Origin of the sequence: Microbacterium sp. PAMC22086, assembly GCF_019443525.1 — a bacterium.
GTDB lineage: Bacteria > Actinomycetota > Actinomycetes > Actinomycetales > Microbacteriaceae > Microbacterium > Microbacterium maritypicum.
This window is the reverse complement of the sequence record NZ_CP080380.1, coordinates 2,101,658-2,119,225: the sequence shown is the minus strand read 5'-3', so window position 1 is coordinate 2,119,225 and position 17,568 is coordinate 2,101,658. Positions and strand designations below refer to the sequence as shown.

At 67.2% G+C, this 17,568-nt stretch carries 19 protein-coding genes; 4 read left to right on the top strand and 15 right to left on the bottom strand.

What is annotated here, in order from left to right:
- Positions 1 to 11: 11 nt before the first annotated feature.
- The 7 genes from KY497_RS10560 to dapA form a co-directional block, all read right to left on the bottom strand.
- Positions 12 to 320 carry a helix-turn-helix domain-containing protein gene (locus tag KY497_RS10560; RefSeq protein WP_017830901.1) on the bottom strand — a complete coding sequence of 103 codons (309 nt, stop codon included), beginning with the start codon at positions 318 to 320 and terminating at the stop codon, positions 12 to 14.
- Between the two features lie 141 nt (positions 321 to 461).
- Positions 462 to 947: a CinA family protein gene (locus KY497_RS10555; protein ID WP_141388011.1), complete on the bottom strand. Its 486-nt coding sequence runs from the start codon at positions 945 to 947 to the stop codon at positions 462 to 464.
- Positions 944 to 1,519, bottom strand: a complete 576-nt coding sequence (pgsA, locus tag KY497_RS10550; protein ID WP_017830903.1) for a CDP-diacylglycerol--glycerol-3-phosphate 3-phosphatidyltransferase — start codon at positions 1,517 to 1,519, stop codon at positions 944 to 946. The genes KY497_RS10555 and pgsA overlap by 4 nt, the downstream gene beginning before the upstream one ends.
- Complete coding sequence (locus KY497_RS10545) at positions 1,519 to 4,254, bottom strand: DNA translocase FtsK (protein WP_219869007.1); 2,736 nt, start codon at positions 4,252 to 4,254, stop codon at positions 1,519 to 1,521. Before KY497_RS10545 ends, pgsA begins: the two co-directional genes overlap by 1 nt.
- 73 nt (positions 4,255 to 4,327) lie before the next feature.
- A complete protein-coding gene (locus KY497_RS10540) occupies positions 4,328 to 4,822 on the bottom strand; it encodes a GNAT family N-acetyltransferase (RefSeq protein ID WP_219869006.1) in 495 nt (164 codons plus the stop codon).
- A gap of 73 nt (positions 4,823 to 4,895) precedes the next feature.
- The gene (locus KY497_RS10535; protein ID WP_055868726.1) at positions 4,896 to 6,572 is read right to left on the bottom strand and encodes a ribonuclease J; all 1,677 of its coding nucleotides are present in this window, start codon (positions 6,570 to 6,572) and stop codon (positions 4,896 to 4,898) included.
- 53 nt (positions 6,573 to 6,625) lie between these two features.
- The gene (gene dapA / locus KY497_RS10530) at positions 6,626 to 7,603 is read right to left on the bottom strand and encodes a 4-hydroxy-tetrahydrodipicolinate synthase (RefSeq protein WP_017830907.1); all 978 of its coding nucleotides are present in this window, start codon (positions 7,601 to 7,603) and stop codon (positions 6,626 to 6,628) included.
- An 83-nt stretch (positions 7,604 to 7,686) separates the two neighbouring features.
- Here dapA and KY497_RS10525 point away from each other — a divergent pair, with 83 nt between their 5' ends.
- Positions 7,687 to 8,262 carry an NUDIX hydrolase gene (locus KY497_RS10525; protein WP_219869005.1) on the top strand — a complete coding sequence of 192 codons (576 nt, stop codon included), beginning with the start codon at positions 7,687 to 7,689 and terminating at the stop codon, positions 8,260 to 8,262.
- Between the two features lie 25 nt (positions 8,263 to 8,287).
- On the opposite strand, the gene KY497_RS10520 is transcribed toward KY497_RS10525, so the two are convergent.
- The 3 genes from KY497_RS10520 to KY497_RS10510 are packed head-to-tail and all read right to left on the bottom strand — an operon-like array spanning position 8,288 to position 10,331.
- Positions 8,288 to 9,049, bottom strand: a complete 762-nt coding sequence (locus tag KY497_RS10520) for an SDR family oxidoreductase (protein WP_141388003.1) — start codon at positions 9,047 to 9,049, stop codon at positions 8,288 to 8,290.
- Complete coding sequence (locus KY497_RS10515; RefSeq protein ID WP_219869004.1) at positions 9,049 to 9,525, bottom strand: dihydrofolate reductase; 477 nt, start codon at positions 9,523 to 9,525, stop codon at positions 9,049 to 9,051. The genes KY497_RS10520 and KY497_RS10515 overlap by 1 nt, the downstream gene beginning before the upstream one ends.
- The gene (locus KY497_RS10510) at positions 9,522 to 10,331 is read right to left on the bottom strand and encodes a thymidylate synthase (protein WP_055873172.1); all 810 of its coding nucleotides are present in this window, start codon (positions 10,329 to 10,331) and stop codon (positions 9,522 to 9,524) included. Before KY497_RS10510 ends, KY497_RS10515 begins: the two co-directional genes overlap by 4 nt.
- Positions 10,332 to 10,450: 119 nt before the next feature.
- On the opposite strand from KY497_RS10510, the gene KY497_RS10505 reads away from it, so the two are divergent.
- From KY497_RS10505 to KY497_RS10495, 3 genes are all read left to right on the top strand, one after another.
- On the top strand, positions 10,451 to 10,861 hold the full coding sequence (locus tag KY497_RS10505; protein WP_055868733.1) for a thioredoxin family protein: 411 nt from the start codon (positions 10,451 to 10,453) through the stop codon (positions 10,859 to 10,861).
- Between the two features lie 20 nt (positions 10,862 to 10,881).
- Positions 10,882 to 11,451 (top strand): DUF4395 domain-containing protein, encoded by a 570-nt coding sequence (locus tag KY497_RS10500; RefSeq protein WP_219869003.1) that lies wholly within the window; start codon positions 10,882 to 10,884, stop codon positions 11,449 to 11,451.
- Positions 11,452 to 11,532: 81 nt separating this feature from the next.
- Positions 11,533 to 11,958: an OsmC family peroxiredoxin gene (locus tag KY497_RS10495; protein ID WP_017830914.1), complete on the top strand. Its 426-nt coding sequence runs from the start codon at positions 11,533 to 11,535 to the stop codon at positions 11,956 to 11,958.
- 14 nt (positions 11,959 to 11,972) lie between these two features.
- Here KY497_RS10495 and KY497_RS10490 read toward each other — a convergent pair whose 3' ends face one another.
- The 5 genes from KY497_RS10490 to KY497_RS10470 all read right to left on the bottom strand — a co-directional run bounded on the left by KY497_RS10490 (position 11,973) and on the right by KY497_RS10470 (position 17,428).
- On the bottom strand, positions 11,973 to 12,407 hold the full coding sequence (locus KY497_RS10490) for a hypothetical protein (RefSeq protein ID WP_017830915.1): 435 nt from the start codon (positions 12,405 to 12,407) through the stop codon (positions 11,973 to 11,975).
- Positions 12,407 to 13,147, bottom strand: coding sequence for a 4-hydroxy-tetrahydrodipicolinate reductase (dapB, locus tag KY497_RS10485; RefSeq protein WP_055872742.1), 741 nt, complete (start codon positions 13,145 to 13,147; stop codon positions 12,407 to 12,409). The genes KY497_RS10490 and dapB overlap by 1 nt, the downstream gene beginning before the upstream one ends.
- Positions 13,148 to 13,230: 83 nt before the next feature.
- Positions 13,231 to 13,833, bottom strand: a complete 603-nt coding sequence (locus KY497_RS10480; RefSeq protein WP_055868738.1) for a histidine phosphatase family protein — start codon at positions 13,831 to 13,833, stop codon at positions 13,231 to 13,233.
- Between the two features lie 69 nt (positions 13,834 to 13,902).
- Entirely contained in the window at positions 13,903 to 14,931 is a 1,029-nt protein-coding gene (locus KY497_RS10475) for an aldo/keto reductase (protein WP_219869002.1), read from the bottom strand.
- Positions 14,932 to 15,151: 220 nt separating this feature from the next.
- Positions 15,152 to 17,428 carry a polyribonucleotide nucleotidyltransferase gene (locus tag KY497_RS10470; RefSeq protein WP_141386351.1) on the bottom strand — a complete coding sequence of 759 codons (2,277 nt, stop codon included), beginning with the start codon at positions 17,426 to 17,428 and terminating at the stop codon, positions 15,152 to 15,154.
- Between the last annotated feature and the right edge of the window lie 140 nt (positions 17,429 to 17,568).

Here is a 17,568-nt window from a genome sequence, read left to right as displayed (position 1 = left end):
CTGACCGTGGTTCAGTGCAGCGAGAGCTGGGGTTCGATCGAGGCCACGAGGTCGTCCGGAACGACATCCGGGAACACCTGGATGCCCTCGAGCACGGAGATGCGATCTCCGACCTCGCGCATGATCGTCGAGATGGGAACGTCGAGCGCATCGGCGACGGATGCGAGGATCTCGCTCGACGCCTCCTTCTGCCCGCGCTCGACCTCACTGAGGTAGCCGAGGGCAACCGATGCCTTGCTTGCGACCTGCCGGAGCGTGCGCCCCTTCTGCAGGCGGAAGTCCCTCAGCACATCGCCGATTTCCTGTCGAACAAGAATCATCGGAACCTCCTCCCCATGTGATCGTTCGAGGTTTCCCCCGATGAGACAGCCAGTCTAGTACCCCTGGCCTGCACAGAATCTACCCCTGCACTCTGTGGTTTTAGTGTGAGCACAAGAGAGATAACCAGGCCGAGGGCGTCACTATTCCGCCACCACCGCAAGCACCTCTCGGAGTGCTGCCGCCACGGCCTGCGCCCGGATCGCGTCGCGGTCCCCGCTGAAGTGGAAGGCCGTGGTCCGCGACGCCACAGGGGTCACGACTCCGATGTGCACAGTGCCGACCGGCTGGCCGTCCGGGGAGTCCGGGCCGGCGATCCCCGTCGTCGACACGCCTACATCGGCTGGCGCGCCCCCGACACCGACCACGTCTCTGACGCCGTCGGCCATCTGCAGAGCGACCTGCGGGTGCACCGGTCCGTGTGCGGCCAGAAGAGCCGCGTCCACTCCCAGCACGGTCGCCTTCACCGGCGTCGCGTAGGCCACGACGCCCCCGAGAAGCACCGCGGATGCGCCGGGGATGGCGACGACATCCGCGCACAGAGCGCCACCTGTCAGCGATTCGGCGATCCCGAGCGTCCACCCGCGCCGACCCAGCGCTGCGAGGACCGCGGCGCTCTCTTCGCTCATGGCTTCCGGCGCGAACCCCGCACCTGCGCCACGATGTAGTCGATGCCGCTCACCACCGTGAGCACCAGGACGATGAGCATGAGGATGAAGGTGATCAGCGTCCAGGCGTCGAGACCGATGAGGTAGTGCAACGGAAGCAGTGCCCAGCCGAGCGCCACCCCCTGGAATGCCGTCTTGATCTTGCCCATCCAGGCCGCGGCGACGACATGCTCGCTGGCGACCATGAGTCGATGGATCGTGATCCCCCACTCGCGCACCAGTATGATCGCCACGATCCACCAGCTGACCTCGCCCAGGATGGCGAGCCCGATGAATCCAGCGCCCGTGAGCATCTTGTCGGCGATGGGATCCCAGAGTTTGCCGAAGTCGCTGACGATGTCGTATTTGCGTGCGAGGTAGCCGTCAACCCAGTCCGTCGAGATACCGACGATGAAGATGATCGCGGCGGCCCAACGGAGGCCGGGGTCGGGAAGGCCGTACTGGCCGCCCAGCAGCAAGAGGATGAAGAAGACGACCGCCAGCGGGATGCGCGCGACGGTGATGGCGTTGGGAAGCTGCCGAGGAATGGCCATCAGTCGCGTCCCGTCAGGCCCCAGGCGTCTTCGTCGCCCTCGGCCTCCACCTCGGGAAGCCCCTCGTACTGGGCCGCGATCGGATCATGTGTCTGAGGAAGAGGTGGGACGGGCGGAGCGACCGGGGCTGCGGACGGCGACGGCGAGGCCGGCACGTCGTCGCCGCGGAGCTTCGCCATGACCTGCGGGAGCTGCTCGGCCGTGGCCAGCACGTCTCGCGCCTTGGATCCCTCGGACGGACCGACGATCTCGCGCGACTCCAGCAGGTCCATGAGGCGACCGGCTTTCGCGAAGCCGACACGAAGCTTGCGCTGGAGCATCGACGTCGAGCCGAACTGGGACGAGACGATGAGCTCGGCGGCCGCGAGCAGCAGCTCCAGGTCGTCGCCGATATCCTCGTCGACTTCCTTCTTCTTGGTCGGCTCCATCGCCTCCTGCACATCGGGACGGTAGTCCGGACGTGCCTGACGGGTGACGTGCTTGACGACCGCGTCGATCTCCTTCTCGTCGACCCAGGCGCCCTGCAGACGGAACGGCTTGGACGAGCCCATGGGCGAGAACAGCGCATCACCCTGACCGATGAGCTTGTCGGCGCCGGGGCTGTCGAGGATGACGCGGCTGTCGGTGACGCTGGTGACGGCGAAGGCCAGACGAGAGGGCACGTTCGCCTTGATGAGTCCGGTGACGACGTCCACACTCGGACGTTGCGTCGCGAGGACGAGGTGGATGCCGGAGGCTCGCGCCAGCTGCGTGATTCGCACGATCGAGTCCTCCACGTCGCGAGGGGCGACCATCATGAGGTCGGCGAGCTCATCGACCACGACCAGGAGGTACGGGTAAGGCTTCAGAACGCGCTCACTGCCCACCGGCAGCTCGACCTCGCCCGCACGCACGGCTCGGTTGAAGTCGTCGATGTGACGGAAGCCGAAGGATGCGAGGTCGTCGTACCTCATGTCCATCTCCTTCACGACCCACTGCAGCGCTTCCGCCGCCTTCTTGGGGTTCGTGATGATGGGCGTGATCAGGTGCGGGACACCGGCATAGCTGGTGAGCTCCACGCGCTTCGGGTCGATCAGCACCATGCGTACATCGGCCGGGCGAGCGCGCATCAGCAGGCTCGTGATCATGGAGTTCACGAAGCTCGACTTACCAGAGCCTGTGGAACCGGCGACCAGGAGGTGGGGCATCTTGGCGAGGTTCGCGATGACGATGTTGCCGCCGACGTCTTTGCCGACGCCGATCGTCATCGGGTGCGTGCTCTTCTGCGCGACGGGCGAGCGCAGCACGTCGCCGAGCGCCACCATCTCCTTGTCGGCGTTGGGGATCTCGATGCCGATCGCGCTCTTGCCGGGGATCGGCGAGAGGATGCGGACGTCGTTCGATGCCACCGCGTAGGCGAAGTTGTTGCTCAGCTGCAGGATCTTCTCGACCTTGACGCCGTGGCCGACCTCGACCTCGTACTGCGTGACCGTCGGTCCGCGGGAGAACCCGGTGACCTTCGCATCGACCTTGAACTGCGACAGCACACTGGTGATCTGCTCGATCACCTTGTCAGTGGCCTCGGAGCGCATCACCGGCGGCGGACCTTCGACCAGGAGGCCGGGAGAGGGCAGGATGTACGGCGTCACGGGAGCCTGCGGTCCGCGGTCGCCAGGGCCCTCGGTGCCGAAGCCGTCGAGGCCGGGAAGCTCCGGCACCTCTCCGGTGTCGGAGGAGTCGTCGAGGAGCGCCGTGGTCTGCTGCTCCGCGAGGGAGTCGGCGACGGACCTCACATCGGACAGCACCTCGGTGGCCGCGTCATACGGGTTCTCGACGACGACCGCCTGGTCGTAGGCGGGAGTCGGATCGGAGGTCGTGAGCAGCGCCGTGATGTCATCCGAGCCGAGGGTGCCCTCGTCGGGATCTTCTTCCCGACCGGTCTTGTTGCGCCGCCACCAGGGCAGCACGTCGGGGTCGTCGACCTTGTCGGCGTCGTCGATCGCCGCAGCGTCCTTGGCAGGCTTCTCCGGGCGTTCGGCGTCGAACATCCAGGCGTACAGGTCGCCGAGGCGGGCGCCGATGCGGTTCGGCGGTGTCTTGGTGAGGATCAGGATGCTGAGTGCCGCAAGCAGCGACAGCACGATGTACGCGGGAATGTCGGTGAGGTAGGTCAGGGGCTGTCCCACGAGCCAGCCAAGCAGCCCACCCGATTCACTGAGCGCTGGCATCCCCTGGTTCGGATGCGGGCGGGGCCCGGCGACGTGGAGTATCCCCGCGAGCGCCAGGACGAACATTCCGAATCCGATTCCGATTCGCCCGTTGTCATGAACTGACGAAGGGTGACGGAACAGCCAGCCGGCGAGCAGCAGAAGCAGCACCGGCATGATGAAGGCCACACGCCCGACGAACAGCCCGACGGAGTACGCGCTGATGTTCGCAGCGACTTCGTTGCCGATGAAGAACCACTCGTTGACCGCGCCCAGCACGGCGAGGAGCACGAGGAGGAAGGGGAAACCGTCGCGACGATCGTCTTTCTCGAGGGTCTCAGGGCCGAACGCGCGGAAGAGTCCGCCGACACCGTGCGCCAGCCCGACCCAGGCCCGGACGGCGACCGGCGGCTTGTCTGCCTCGTCGATGTACTTCTTGGGAGCGGGCTGCGCCTTGCGAGCGGGTGGGGCCTTGGGAGCCGTCTGCCGCTTCGGGCGCGACGGTGCGCTGGTCGACGCGCTCTCTGTCTTCGTGGTACTCCTGGCCATGCTCTCACGTTACGTCCACCAGCCGACATCTCCGCGTAATGACGCGGCTTTCCCCGGATCCGAGAGGGCGCGGCTACGCCGTGCCGCGCGCCATCGCGTCCCGGCTCTCGCCCTCCCTCACCACGGCGAAGCCCTCGGCGCGATACAGGTTGCGCGCGAAGTTGTCCCGTTCGACGCTCAGGCTGATGCGCGCATGTCCCTGAGAGCCGGCGAGGTGCACGATGCCGCGCAGCAGCGAGCGTCCGACGCCACGCGCACGCCAGAGGGGATGCACTCCGATGATCAGCTCCGGGACGGCGACGCCGATGAAGCCGAATCCCGGGGCGTCCTGCGGGAGCACCCGATACCACGCGGCCCCGACCGGGACGTCGTCCGAAGCGGTGGCCACCAGTCCGTCGTCGGCCATGCGCTTCCACCCCGCGAGGTAACGCCTGTGGTCGGCAGAGGTCAGCACCTCGTGCCGCGGACGCACTCCCCCGGCACGCCAATTGGCGGCCTCGACGAGCATGTCGCCGAGGAACATCGCATCCGTCTGCGCCGCCCTGCGAAGGGAGAAGTCCCTGTACATGACGCGAGCATAGGTCCGCGGTGTTACATCGACGTGACGGCCACCCGTGAGCGGGGAGCGGACTCCCCCAGCGTCACGCCTCGATGACGAGCGGAACGATCATCGGACGACGACGCAGCCGCTGGTTCACCCAGCGACCGATCGTGCGTCGAACGACCTGCGACAGCGCATGGGTGTCACGAACGCCGTTGCCCGATGCCTCCTTGAGCGCCGCGATGATCTTCGGCGTGACGTCGTCGAACACCGAATCATCCTCGGCGACGCCGCGCGCGTGGATCTCCGGTCCCGAGATGATACGGCCGGTGCCGGCATCCACCACCACGATCACCGAGATGAAGCCCTCCTCGCCGAGGATACGGCGATCCTTGAGGTCGGCATCGGTGATCTCGCCGACGGTGGAGCCGTCGACGTACACGAATCCGAGGTCGAGCTGACCGGTGACCTTCGCGACCCCGTCCTTGAGATCGATCACGGTGCCGTTGGAGGCGATGATCGTGTTCTCCTCGGGGACGCCGGTGTCCTGCGCCAGCTTGGCGTTGGCGATCAGGTGCCGGTACTCGCCGTGGACCGGGAGGACGTTCTTCGGCTTCAGGATGTTGTAGCAGTAGATCAGCTCGCCCGCCGCGGCATGCCCGGAGACATGCACCTTCGCGTTGGCCTTGTGGACGACATTGGCACCGAGCTTGGTGAGCCCGTCGATCACGCGATAGACCGCATTCTCGTTGCCCGGGATGAGGCTGGAGGCGAGGATGACCGTGTCGCCCTCACTGATCTCGATCGCGTGGTCCATGTTCGCCATACGACTGAGCACCGCCATCGGCTCGCCCTGGGAGCCGGTGGACATGTAGACGATCTGCTCGTCGGGGAGGTCGCGGGCCTTCTTGAAGTCGATGAGGACTCCGTCCGGCACCTTCAGGTAGCCGAGCTGCTCGGCGATCGTCATGTTGCGCACCATGCTGCGGCCGAGGAATGCGACGCGGCGACCGTTGGCGTGCGCCGCGTCGATCACCTGCTGCACTCGGTGTACGTGGCTGGAGAAGCTCGCGACGATGACACGACGAGGCGCCTTCGCGATCACCTGGTCGAGCACGGGACCGATGGAGCGCTCCGTCGGCGTGAAGCCGGGGACATCGGCGTTCGTCGAGTCGACGAGGAACAGATCCACGCCCTCTTCACCGAGGCGGGCGAATGCGCGCAGGTCGGTGATGCGGCCGTCCAGCGGCAGCTGATCCATCTTGAAGTCACCGGTGGCGAGCACCATGCCTGCGGGCGTGCGGATGGCCACGGCCAGCGCATCCGGGATCGAGTGGTTGACCGCGACGAACTCCAGGTCGAACGGACCGACCCGCTCCTGCTGACCTTCCTTCACAGTGAGGGTGAAGGCCTTGATGCGATGCTCCTTGAGCTTCGCCTCGACCAGTGCCAGGGTGAGCCCGGATCCGATCAGCGGGATGTCGCTCTTCAGACGCAGCAGATACGGCACCGCGCCGATGTGGTCCTCGTGTCCGTGCGTCAGCACCACGCCGACGATGTCATCCAGGCGATCGCGGATCGGCTCGAAGTCCGGCAGGATCAGGTCGACACCCGGCTGGTGCTCCTCAGGGAAGAGCACGCCGCAGTCGACGATCAGGATCTTGCCGTCGTACTCGAACATGGTCATGTTGCGACCGATCTCGCCGAGGCCGCCGATCGGGACGACCCGCAGCGTCCCGTCTTCGAGAGCGGTCGGTTCTACCAGGGGAATGGACATGCTGTCTCCTCAGTCGGACACTCCGCGCGTCCGTTCGTTCGTGGCGACGCGACTCAGCGCGTCGTGCCGTGCACCTTGGGCAGGGCACCACCCGCGGCCGCGTTGCGGTCGGGGCGGAAGTTCGAGAAGTCGGCTCCGGGGACGTTCTGGACGAGGTCGAGTTCATCTTCGATGAGCGCGGCCTCCCATTCCTCGGGGCCGACCAGGGGAAGTCGGACGCGCGGGCTCGAGATGCGGCCGAGTCCGTGCAGGATGTACTTGGCCGCGACCGTTCCCGGAACATGCGTCATCACCGCGCGCACGAGCGGTTCGAGGCGCTTGTGCTCTGCGGTGGCGGTGGCGAGATCGCCCGCGTTCACCGCGTCGATGATCGTGCGGTACGGCGCAGCGGCGACGTTCGCCGTCACACCGATGAGGCCGGTGGCCCCGATCGCGAGGTGCGGGAGCACGTTCGCGTCGTCGCCTGAGAAGTACATCAGGTCGGTCTGGTTGAGCACGCGGCTCACCTCGGAGAAGTCGCCCTTGGCGTCTTTCACGGCGAGGATGTTCGGGTGCTTCGCGAGACGCAGGATGGTCTCGTACTTGATCGGCACACCCGTGCGGCCGGGGATGTCGTAAAGGATCACCGGGAGGTCGGTCGCGTCGGCGACCAGACGGAAGTGCGTGAGGATGCCGGCCTGAGTCGGCTTGTTGTAGTACGGCGTGACGATCATGATGCCGTCGGCGCCGGCCTTCTCGCTGGCCTTGTAGAGCTCGATCGCATGGGCGGTCTCGTTGGAGCCACCGCCGGTGATGATCTTGGCGCGACCAGCGGAGACGGATCTGCCGACCTCGACGAGCTTGAGCTTCTCGGGGTCCGTCAGGGTCGAGGTCTCGCCGGTCGTCCCCGTCACGACGATGCCGTCCGCTCCCGCGGTGATCACGTCATCGATGTGCTTCTCGACGGCGGGCCAATCGACTTCACCGTCGGCCGTCATCGGAGTGACGAGCGCGACGAGAACCTGTCCGAAAGGGTTGCCCGAATGCGTCATAGACCCAAGCGTATCGGTTCGACTGCCGCTCATGCGGACGCGGTGACGCGGATGAGGTCGCAGGTGCGCCGTACGCTCGAAGGATGGCATGGGTCACACGAGACAGCGAGACGAAGTACGAGAACGCCTGGATCCGTGTGCGTGAGGATCGGGTCACAGGACCGGCCGGTGACGACGGCATCTACGGTGTCGTCACCATGCAGCATCCGGCGGTCTTCATCGTCGCTGTGGACGACGACGACCGCATCTGTCTCGTCACGATCGACCGCTACACCGTGGGCACCACCATCGAGGTGCCTGCGGGAGGCAGCGACGGTGAGGCTCCGCTCGTCGCGGCCCGGCGGGAACTTCGCGAGGAGACCGGCTTCGATGCCGGTGACTGGGTGCCGCTGGGCACCATGCACGCGCTGAACGGTATCGCCGAGGCCGCCGAACACGTCTTCCTCGCACGCGACCTCCAACCTGCCGCAGAAGACGAAGAGGCATCCGGCGAGGGCGACGCGCGCACTGCTGAGACTCAGGCCGAAGAGGGCATCCAGGCCGTCTCATGGGTTCCGTTCGAGACCGTGCTGGGCATGATCGCTGACGGCACGATCACCGATGGGGAGTCGATAGCCGCGATCGCGAAGGCAGGGATCCGGCTCGGCCGTTTCCGCTGACCTCTGCGGATCGCACGCGCCAAGGTCAGACGCGGCCCCGACGCGCCACACCAGATGTCAGCGAGCTCGGCAGGACGCGCGTCAGCGCCACGAGCACCTTGTAGCGCAGCGACGGCACCGAGACGGCCTTGCCACGGGCCGCATCGCGCAGGCCGACGCGCACGACGTCGCGCGCGTTCAGCCACATGATGGCGGGAACACCCTCCTCACCGACCGCAAGCCCCATGCGCTCGTGGAAAGACGTATGAGTGAATCCCGGGCACAACGCCGTCACGGAGACGCCGTCACGGCCGTACTCGGCGTTCGCCCAGCGGCTGAAACCGATCAACCACGCCTTGCAGGCGGAGTACGTCGACCGCGAGATGAACCCCGCGACCGACGCCACGTTGATGATGCGCCCGCCGCGGCCGCGCATGGACTGCAGCGCCGCGTGCATGAGACGCATCGATGCTTCGACATGCACCCGCAGGTGACGCACCTCGTCGTCGATGTCGTTGTCGGCGAACTGCAGGGGAAGACCGAACCCGGCGTTGTTCACCAGGAGGTCGACCGGGTCAGCCGCGTCGCGCAGCCGCTCGGCGACCTTCTCCACACCGCTCTCATCCGCCAGGTCGGCGGCGATGATCTCGACCGCGACACCGTACTCGCTCCGCAGTTGCGCACCCAGCTCCGAGAGAGCCTCCTCCGACCTCGCCACCAAGACGAGATCGGCGCGACGCCGCGCGAGCTGACGAGCGAACTCTGCGCCCAGTCCGGCGCTGGCTCCGGTGATCAGTGCAGTGGGCATCAGCGCTCGTATCCGAGGAAGCGGTAGCGGACGCCGGTGCGTGAGGTGCGCCACTCCCCCTTGTCGACGAGTCGCCAGCCCGTCTTGGCCGGTGCGTAGGTGTCGCCGGCGACGTCGAGATCGAGTTCGGTGACCTCCAGCCGATCCGCGTCACCGATCACCTGGCGGAAGATCTCCGCACCGCCGATGATCCATGCCCTGTCGAGCCCGCGCACGGCTTCCGCGACCGTGGCCGCTCGGCGCGCACCGTCCTCGGACCAGTCCTGCTGCCGAGTCACCACGATGTTGTCGCGGCCGGCGAGCGGTCGGAAGCGCTCCGGAAGCGAATCCCAGGTCTTGCGGCCCATCACCACGGGCGCACCGAGGGTGACGTCCTTGAAATGCGCCAGGTCTTCCGGCACGTGCCAGGGCATCCCGCCCTCGGCGCCGATCACGCCGCCGTGGGCCTCGGCCCAGATCAGCCCGACCCAGGTCATACCGCCACCGCCGCCCTGATCGGCGCGTGGTGCTGGTAGTTCTCCACCACGAAGTCCTCGTAGCGGTAGTCGAGGATCGATTCCGGCTTCCGAGCGAAGCGCAGCGTCGGATACTCGTAGGGGTCTCGGCTGAGCTGCTCACGCACCTGCTCGACGTGATTGTCGTAGACGTGGCAGTCGCCGCCCGTCCAGACGAAGTCTCCGGGCTCCAGGCCGACCTGCTGGGCGATCATCATCGTGAGCAACGCATACGAGGCGATGTTGAAGGGCACGCCGAGGAACATGTCGGCGCTGCGCTGGTAGAGCTGGCAGGAGAGCTTGCCGTCGGCGACGTAGAACTGGAACAGGGCGTGGCAGGGGGCGAGAGCCATGTCGGGGATGTCAGCGGGGTTCCAGGCCGAGACGATGAGCCGCCGGGAGTCGGGCGAGCGGCGGATCTGCTCGATGACCTCGGAGAGCTGGTCGATGCTCCCACCGTCCGGGGTGGGCCACGACCGCCACTGCACCCCGTAGACCGGCCCCAGGTCGCCGGACTCGTCTGCCCACTCATCCCAGATCGTGACGCCGTTGTCGCGGAGCCATCCCACATTGGAATCGCCACGCAGGAACCAGAGGAGCTCGTACGCGATGGACTTGAAGTGCACGCGCTTGGTGGTGATGAGCGGGAATCCTTTCGACAGGTCGAAGCGGATCTGTCGACCGAAGACGCTCGTCGTTCCCGTTCCGGTGCGATCGGACTTGTGCGTGCCGCTCTCCAGCACGTCGCGGAGCAGGTCTTCGTAAGGAGTCGGGACGGCTGCGCTCATGAAAGCCACGATACCGCCACCCTCACCTCCCACGGGCGGATGAGCTCCCGGGCGTGGGACGTTCGTCATGGTCGGAAACATCGGCCATGACCCTTCACCGCACGACATATTCTCGACCTATGTCGCCCGCAGCCGCCCTGGGGATCGCCGCCGCACTCCTCGTGCTCGCGACGATCGTCGGCATCGTGCTGCGTCGTCGCGATGGACGACGACGCGACGGCGGCGCCCTCCTCTTCGACCCCGCAGATGCCGCCGCCGAACTCGGTTCGCGAGCGACACTGGTGCAGTTCAGCACGGAGATGTGTGCACGGTGCCCCCAGGTGAGACGGTTGCTCGGCGCCTACGCGGCCGAGCACGACGACCTCCGTCATCTGGAGGTGGATCTGACGCACCGCCCGGATCTCTCGGCTCGCTACCGAGTCCTGCAGACGCCGACGACCTTCGTGGTCGACGATTCCGGCGCCGTCCGCGCACGGTTCCACGGTGTCCCCGACCGCCACGCCCTCACCGACGCCCTCGCCGCCGTCTGAGCGGAAAGACTGGAGCCCCCATGAGCATTCCCGCAGGCATCGACCCCCGAGGCCCACGATTCGCCGCTGCGATCACCGCGGTCCTGCTGCTGCTGGCGACGTTCCTGGCACTGATCGGGATCTCGACGGCCAGGGGCGGCACCGGCTGGTTCGCCTACCAGCCGCTCGCCGATGCCACCTTCACGCCGTCCGGATGGGCGATCGCCTCGGCATCCCTCGCCCAGCGCGCCCTCGACCCCGGTTTCCTCCTGGCACTCGTCATCGCACTGCTGTTCCTGTGGGGGCTCGTGTCGCCGCGGACGGCGCCCTGGGGTGCGCTCTTCCGCTCAGTGGTGCGACCACGCCTGACGCCGCCCACCGAACTCGAGGATCCGCGTCCGCCGCGGTTCTCGCAGGGTGTCGGACTCCTCGTCGTGGGAATCGGCCTCGTCCTTCACCTCCTCGGCGTCGCGTGGGCTCTCCCGATCGCGACGGCGGCCGCGTTCCTGGCCGCCTTCCTCAACGCCGCGTTCGCGTTCTGCCTGGGCTGCCAGCTCTACCTCCTGCTGCAGCGCGCCGGCCTCATCGGACGTGAAGCGCCCGCCTCCTGACGACTGTTCCCCGGCAGAGGGACGATCGCTAGGCTGACCACGAGTCGATGCTGCGCCCGCAGTGCGAGAACCGGAGGAATCATGCCCGTCACCAGCGAAGCCGCCAGCACCTGGACCGGATCGCTCATGGAGGGATCCGGCACGGTCGCGTTCTCGTCGTCGAGCCTCGGCACCTTCCCGATCAACTGGAAGGCCCGCAGCGAAGGCAGCGACACCACGACGACGCCGGAGGAGCTCATCGCCGCCGCGCACGCGTCGTGCTTCAGCATGGCGCTCTCGCACGCCCTCGCCGAGAACGGAACCCCGCCGGAGCGCGTCAACACGACGGCATCGGTCACCTTCAAGCCCGGCGTCGGCATCACCGGCAGCCACCTCAATGTCAACGCGACGGTCCCGAACCTCACGCCCGAGGCGTTCCAGGAGATCGCGAACGGCGCCAAGACCGGATGCCCGGTGTCTCAGGCGCTCGCCGGGATCGACATCACCCTCGAGGCCACGCTCGCCTGAGCATGCCGTCGGGGTCAGCGTCGCGCGAGGCGGATCGCCTCGCGGATGCTGGCCCTGGCATCCTTGCGGCGGCCGGCCGCATCCTGGACCACGCCGAGCCGGTAGCGCGCACGCCAGTCGTCGCCTGCGGCATCCGCCTCCGCGGTGTACCGCGCGATGAGCGGATCCGCGTCGGCGCGAGCGATCCTCCCGCTGGGGGTCAACTCGGTCTCGACCGGTGGCATCCCGCCTTCCGCGTCGAGAAGGCGCCCCAGCCGGTCGGCACCGAAGCCGAACATCATCTCGCGGACGAGTGCCCAGGCTCCGATCGGTGCCAGCACGAGAAGAGTGATGCCCATGCCGATCGAGACCGGGGTGCCGACCGAGATGAACATCACGGCGAGCCAGATCGCGACGGCGAGGTAGACCAGCAGCGCCGCTGCCATGAGCGCGACGCCGATGCGCGACATCACGACCGGATGCCGATGTCGATCATGTGCTCGAGACCGACGAACACACCGGTGGCCTTCACCGCGAACGGCACGGCGAGCCGGATGCCGGGGGCGTAGGCGAGCGCCGAGTCGATCGTGTCGTGGGTGAACGTGAGCGATTCACCGGGGCCGGAGAGGATGACCTCCTGCTTGGCGACGACGCCGGGACGGCGCAGCGAATGGATCGGCACGCTGCCGACCTGCTGTCCACGTGCGCGCTGATCGGCGTGCGGTGCACTGACCGGGCCTTGATCCGCGCGAGCGGCGGCGATCAGCTCGGCGGTGCGCACGGCTGTCCCGCTCGGTGAGTCGATCTTGGTCTCACGGTGTGCCTCGATGATCTCCGCGGATCCGAAGAAAGGCGCTGCGGCAGCAGCCAGTGCGGATCCGAGGACCGAGCCCAGCGAGAAGTTGGGGATGAAGACCGCGCCGGTGCCGGCGGCTTCGACGAGGGGACGCACGAGGGCGATGCGCTCGGAGGACCAGCCCGAGGTGGCGACCAGCACGTTGATGCCGTGCTCGACCGCGGCCCGCACGACCTCGACGCTCACCTGGGGCGTCGACGCATCGACCACCAGGTCGGCGCCGTCGAGTTCGGAGAGATCACTCGAGGAGGTGAGCACGCGGCTCACCTCGAAGCCTTCGAGCTCGTCGATCACCGCACGGATGATCGAGCCGAGTTTCCCGGTTCCGCCGACGAGTGCTACCTGCGTGGTCATGCGCTCAGTCTATTTCGCGGGCGACCGAGTCAGGCCCGGGGCGCGCGGGTCCGTCACGCAGTCGTCCGCCGCGAGCGGTCGGCTCAGACAAGGAGCGCGTCGGGGATGCCCGTGCGCAGTTCGACCGGAAGATGCCCGGTGTCGTTGTGGGTGAGCAGCGTCCACGGGCGCCCCTGCTTCTGGGCGATGACGGTCAGGCCGCAGTGCGACTGGTTCAGCGTCATCCATCGCCATTCGGGGGCGGCCAGCACCTCGCGGACGAACCAGGAGATGACGAAGTTGTGCGTGATGAGCACCTCGTGCACGTCGCCGGTCTTGCGCACGAGGAACTCGTTCACGGCGTCGGACATCTGCGCCCGGCCCGCCTCGATCTCCGCCTCGGTGATGGAGCCGAAGAACGGCTCGAACACGGACGGGGTCTCATCGGTCATACCGGTGGGCACGCAGTCGAACAGCAGTGCGGTCGGCTCCGGGTCGACCGACGGCAGACGAGCCGCGATCGCCCGCGCCGTCTCGTTGGCGCGCAGCAGAGGCGAATGCCAGACCGCATCGAGAGGAAGCCCCGACAGCCGGTCGGCGATCAACTCCGCCTGACGCTGTCCCCGAGGGGAGAGGGGTCCGTCGGCGAGACCATGCTCTGCATCCTGATGTTCACCGTGTCTGACCAGATATATGTAGTGCGTCACAACTCGCTCGCTTCATCGCCAGCATCCGCCGGGCCTCCCTTCCACCCTATGTCACGGGTGGGACGATGCTCAGTTCCCTGCCCGGGTGAGCTCGGCGACCTGGCTGCGTGAGAGCGACACGCCGGCTCCCTGCATGAGCTCGTCGACGTGATCGCTCGCGAAGGCGTTCACGATGGGGGCGGCGATCGTGCGCTGAGCGAGCAGCCACGCGATGGAGACCGCCGCGACGGGAGCGCTCACCTCTTCGGCGACCTGATCGAGCGCCCGCAGGATCTTGATCCCGCGACGGTTGAGATGCCCGCGCAGCTGTTCGCCCCGCACACCGCGTGAGGTCAGCGCCTTGCTGCGGTGTCGCCCGGAGAGGAAACCGTGCTCGAGCGCATGGGAGGGCGTCACGGCGAGGTTCTGCGCACCGGCGACGAGTCGAAGATCGCCTTCGAACGGCTGGCGACGAACGAGGTTGTACGGCGCGTCGATCACCTGGATGCGCGGATAGCCGGCCGAAGCGAGGATACGGGCCTCCACCAGACGCTCCGGCGCGAAGCCGAAGGCACCCACGGCACCGATCTTCCCGGCCTCGGTCATCCATTCGACGGTCGCCAGCGTGTCCTCGAGGTTGGTGGTCGCATCGAGCGTGGCATCGAGATAGAGGACGTCGATGCGATCGACACCCAGCCTCGTCAGAGAACCCTCGACCGCGCGCACGAGGTTGACCGAGCCGAGACCCGGGTTGTCGGCATGCGCCCCGACCCGAACGCTGACGACGCTGCGATCACGTTGCCCCCGCGAACGCAGCCACTGCCCGATGATGTGCTCGCTGCGCCCGCCGGAGAAGCCGTCGGCGGTGTGGATCGCGTTGCCGCCGAACTCCACGTAGCGGTCGAGAATGCCGTGGCTGGTCTCGAGATCGACGTTCCAGCCGAATTCCGCAGCACCCAGCATGAGCGGGAACGTCTCGAAGCCGGTTTCGCCGAGGGCGACACGGATGGTCTCCCCTATGCCGGGACCGACGATCGGGATGGGTGCAGAGGGATGCTCGGCGACACCCTGTCGGGCGCGTTCATCCGACGCTCCTGCGCCTACGCTGAACAACCGCATACTCTCTCACCCCCGCATCGATCGGTGCGTGCCGACCTGCGTACCTGCTGGATCTGCACCCCCCGGTGCGTACTTCGAGAGTAGGCGAATTCGCCGAACGTCCCGACCAATCCAGGGAACGGCGCGGAAACGTCCGATAACGATTTGATCACACCACGGCGCGACAGAACCCGGGCCCCTCCTGTGCGGAGGAACCCGGGTTCCGGTTCAGAGCGTGCGCTTACTCGGCGGCAGCGTCCTCTGCGGGCGCTGCGTCAGCGGCCGGAGCGTCGTCGAGGACGGGCTCGAGCGAGAGCTTGCCACGGTCGTCGATCTTCGTGATCTTCACGAGGATCTTCTGGCCGACCGAGAGCACGTCATCGACGTTCTCGACCCGCTTGCCACCGGCGAGCTTGCGCACCTCGGTGACGTGGAGCAGGCCGTCCTTGCCCGGGAGCAGCGAGACGAACGCACCGAAGGTGGCGATCTTCACGACGGTTCCGAGGAACTGCTCGCCGATCTCCGGATTAGTCGGGTTGGCGATCGCGTTGACCTGGGCACGAGCGGCCTCGGCCGACGGACCATCGGTCGCGCCGATGTAGACGGTGCCGTCCTCCTCGATGGAGATCTGCGCACCGGTCTCGTCCTGGATCGCGTTGATCGTCTTGCCCTTCGGGCCGATCAGCTCGCCGATCTTGTCGACGGGGATCTGCACGCTGATGACGCGGGGCGCGGTGGGCGCCATCTCGTCAGGAGCGTCGATCGCGGCGTTCAGGACGTTGAGGATCGTCAGACGAGCGTCACGGGCCTGGGTCAGCGCGCCGGTGAGCACCGACGTCGGGATGCCGTCGAGCTTCGTGTCCAGCTGGATGGCCGTGACGAACTCACTGGTACCCGCGACCTTGAAGTCCATGTCGCCGAGAGCATCCTCAGCACCCAGGATGTCGGTCAGCGCGGCGTAACGGGTCTCACCGTTGACCTCGTCGGAGACGAGACCCATGGCGATACCGGCGACGGCCGCACGCAGCGGCACACCAGCGTTGAGCAGCGACAGCGTCGATGCACAGACGGAACCCATCGAGGTGGAACCGTTGGAGCTCAGCGCCTCGGACACCTGACGGATCGCGTACGGGAACTCCTCGCGGCTCGGCAGAACCGGCACGAGCGCGCGCTCGGCGAGGAAGCCGTGCCCGATCTCGCGACGCTTCGGCGAACCCACGCGGCCGGTCTCACCGGTCGAGTAGGGCGGGAAGTTGTAGTGGTGCATGTAGCGCTTGCTCGTGACGGGCGACAGCGAGTCGATCTGCTGCTCCATCTTGAGCATGTTCAGCGTGGTGACACCCAGGATCTGGGTCTCGCCGCGCTGGAAGATCGCGGAGCCGTGCACGCGCGGGATGACCTGCACCTCGGCGTCGAGCGGACGGATGTCCGCGAGTCCGCGACCGTCGATGCGAGCGCCCTCGGTGAGGATGCGTCCGCGGACGATCTTCTTCGTGACGGACTTGTACGCGGCGGAGAACTCGAGCGGAGCCGCAGCCGGGAGCGAACCCGCCTCTGTGGCCTCGATGAGCTCTGCCTTGACACGGTCCTTGATCGCATCGTCAGCGGTCTGACGCTCGACCTTGTCGGCGATCTGGTAGACGTCGCTGAGCTCGGCGAACGCGCGCTCGGAGACGAAGCTGTAGACCTCGTCGCTGTATGCCGGGAAGACCGGGTACACGCCCGGCTCCTTCGACGCGGTGGCGGCGAGCTCGGCCTGAGCCTTGACGAGCTGCGCGATGAAGGGCTTCGATGCCTCGAGGCCCTGGGCCACGACAGCCTCATCGGGCTTGGTGGCGCCGGCCTTGATCAGGTTCCAGCTGCCCTCGGTGGCCTCAGCCTCGACCATCATGATGGCGACGTCTTCCGAGCCATCGGACTTGGTGACGACGCGACCGGCGACGATCAGGTCGAACACAGCCTCACTGACCTGCTCCGCGTTCGGGAACGCGACCCACTGGTCGGCGTGCTCGCCCTGGCCGGGGATGAACGCGAGGCGCACACCGGCGACGGGGCCGGAGAACGGCAGACCCGAGATCTGGGTCGACGCGGAAGCCGCGTTGATCGCGAGCGCGTCGTAGAACTCGCCCGGTGCGATCGACATGACGGTGATGACGACCTGGACCTCATTGCGCAGTCCGTCGACGAACGACGGGCGCAGCGGGCGGTCGATCAGACGGCAGACCAGGATCGCCTCGGTGGAGGGACGACCCTCACGGCGGAAGAACGAGCCCGGGATCTTGCCGGCAGCGTAGGAACGCTCCTCGACGTCGACCGTCAGCGGGAAGAAGTCGAAGCCTTCGCGCGGGTGCTTCCCTGCGCTGGTGGCCGAGAGGAGCATGGTCTCGCCGTCGAGGTACGCGGCGACTGCGCCCTGAGCCTGCTGCGCGAGGCGGCCGGTCTCGAAGCGGATGGTGCGGGTGCCGAAGCGGCCGTTGTCGAGAACGGCCTCGGTGGCGGTGATTTCAGGACCTTCCAAGAGGTCTCTCCTTCTTTGTTTAGACTCGCGAATCCATGTGACGCGCGAGCGTGTTCAAAGGAGCGGAACGGAAGGGTTCGGGCGCGCGGGCACTCCCGCGAATCTCGCCTGCGCTGGCCACCAGTAGAAAGCCACCCGAC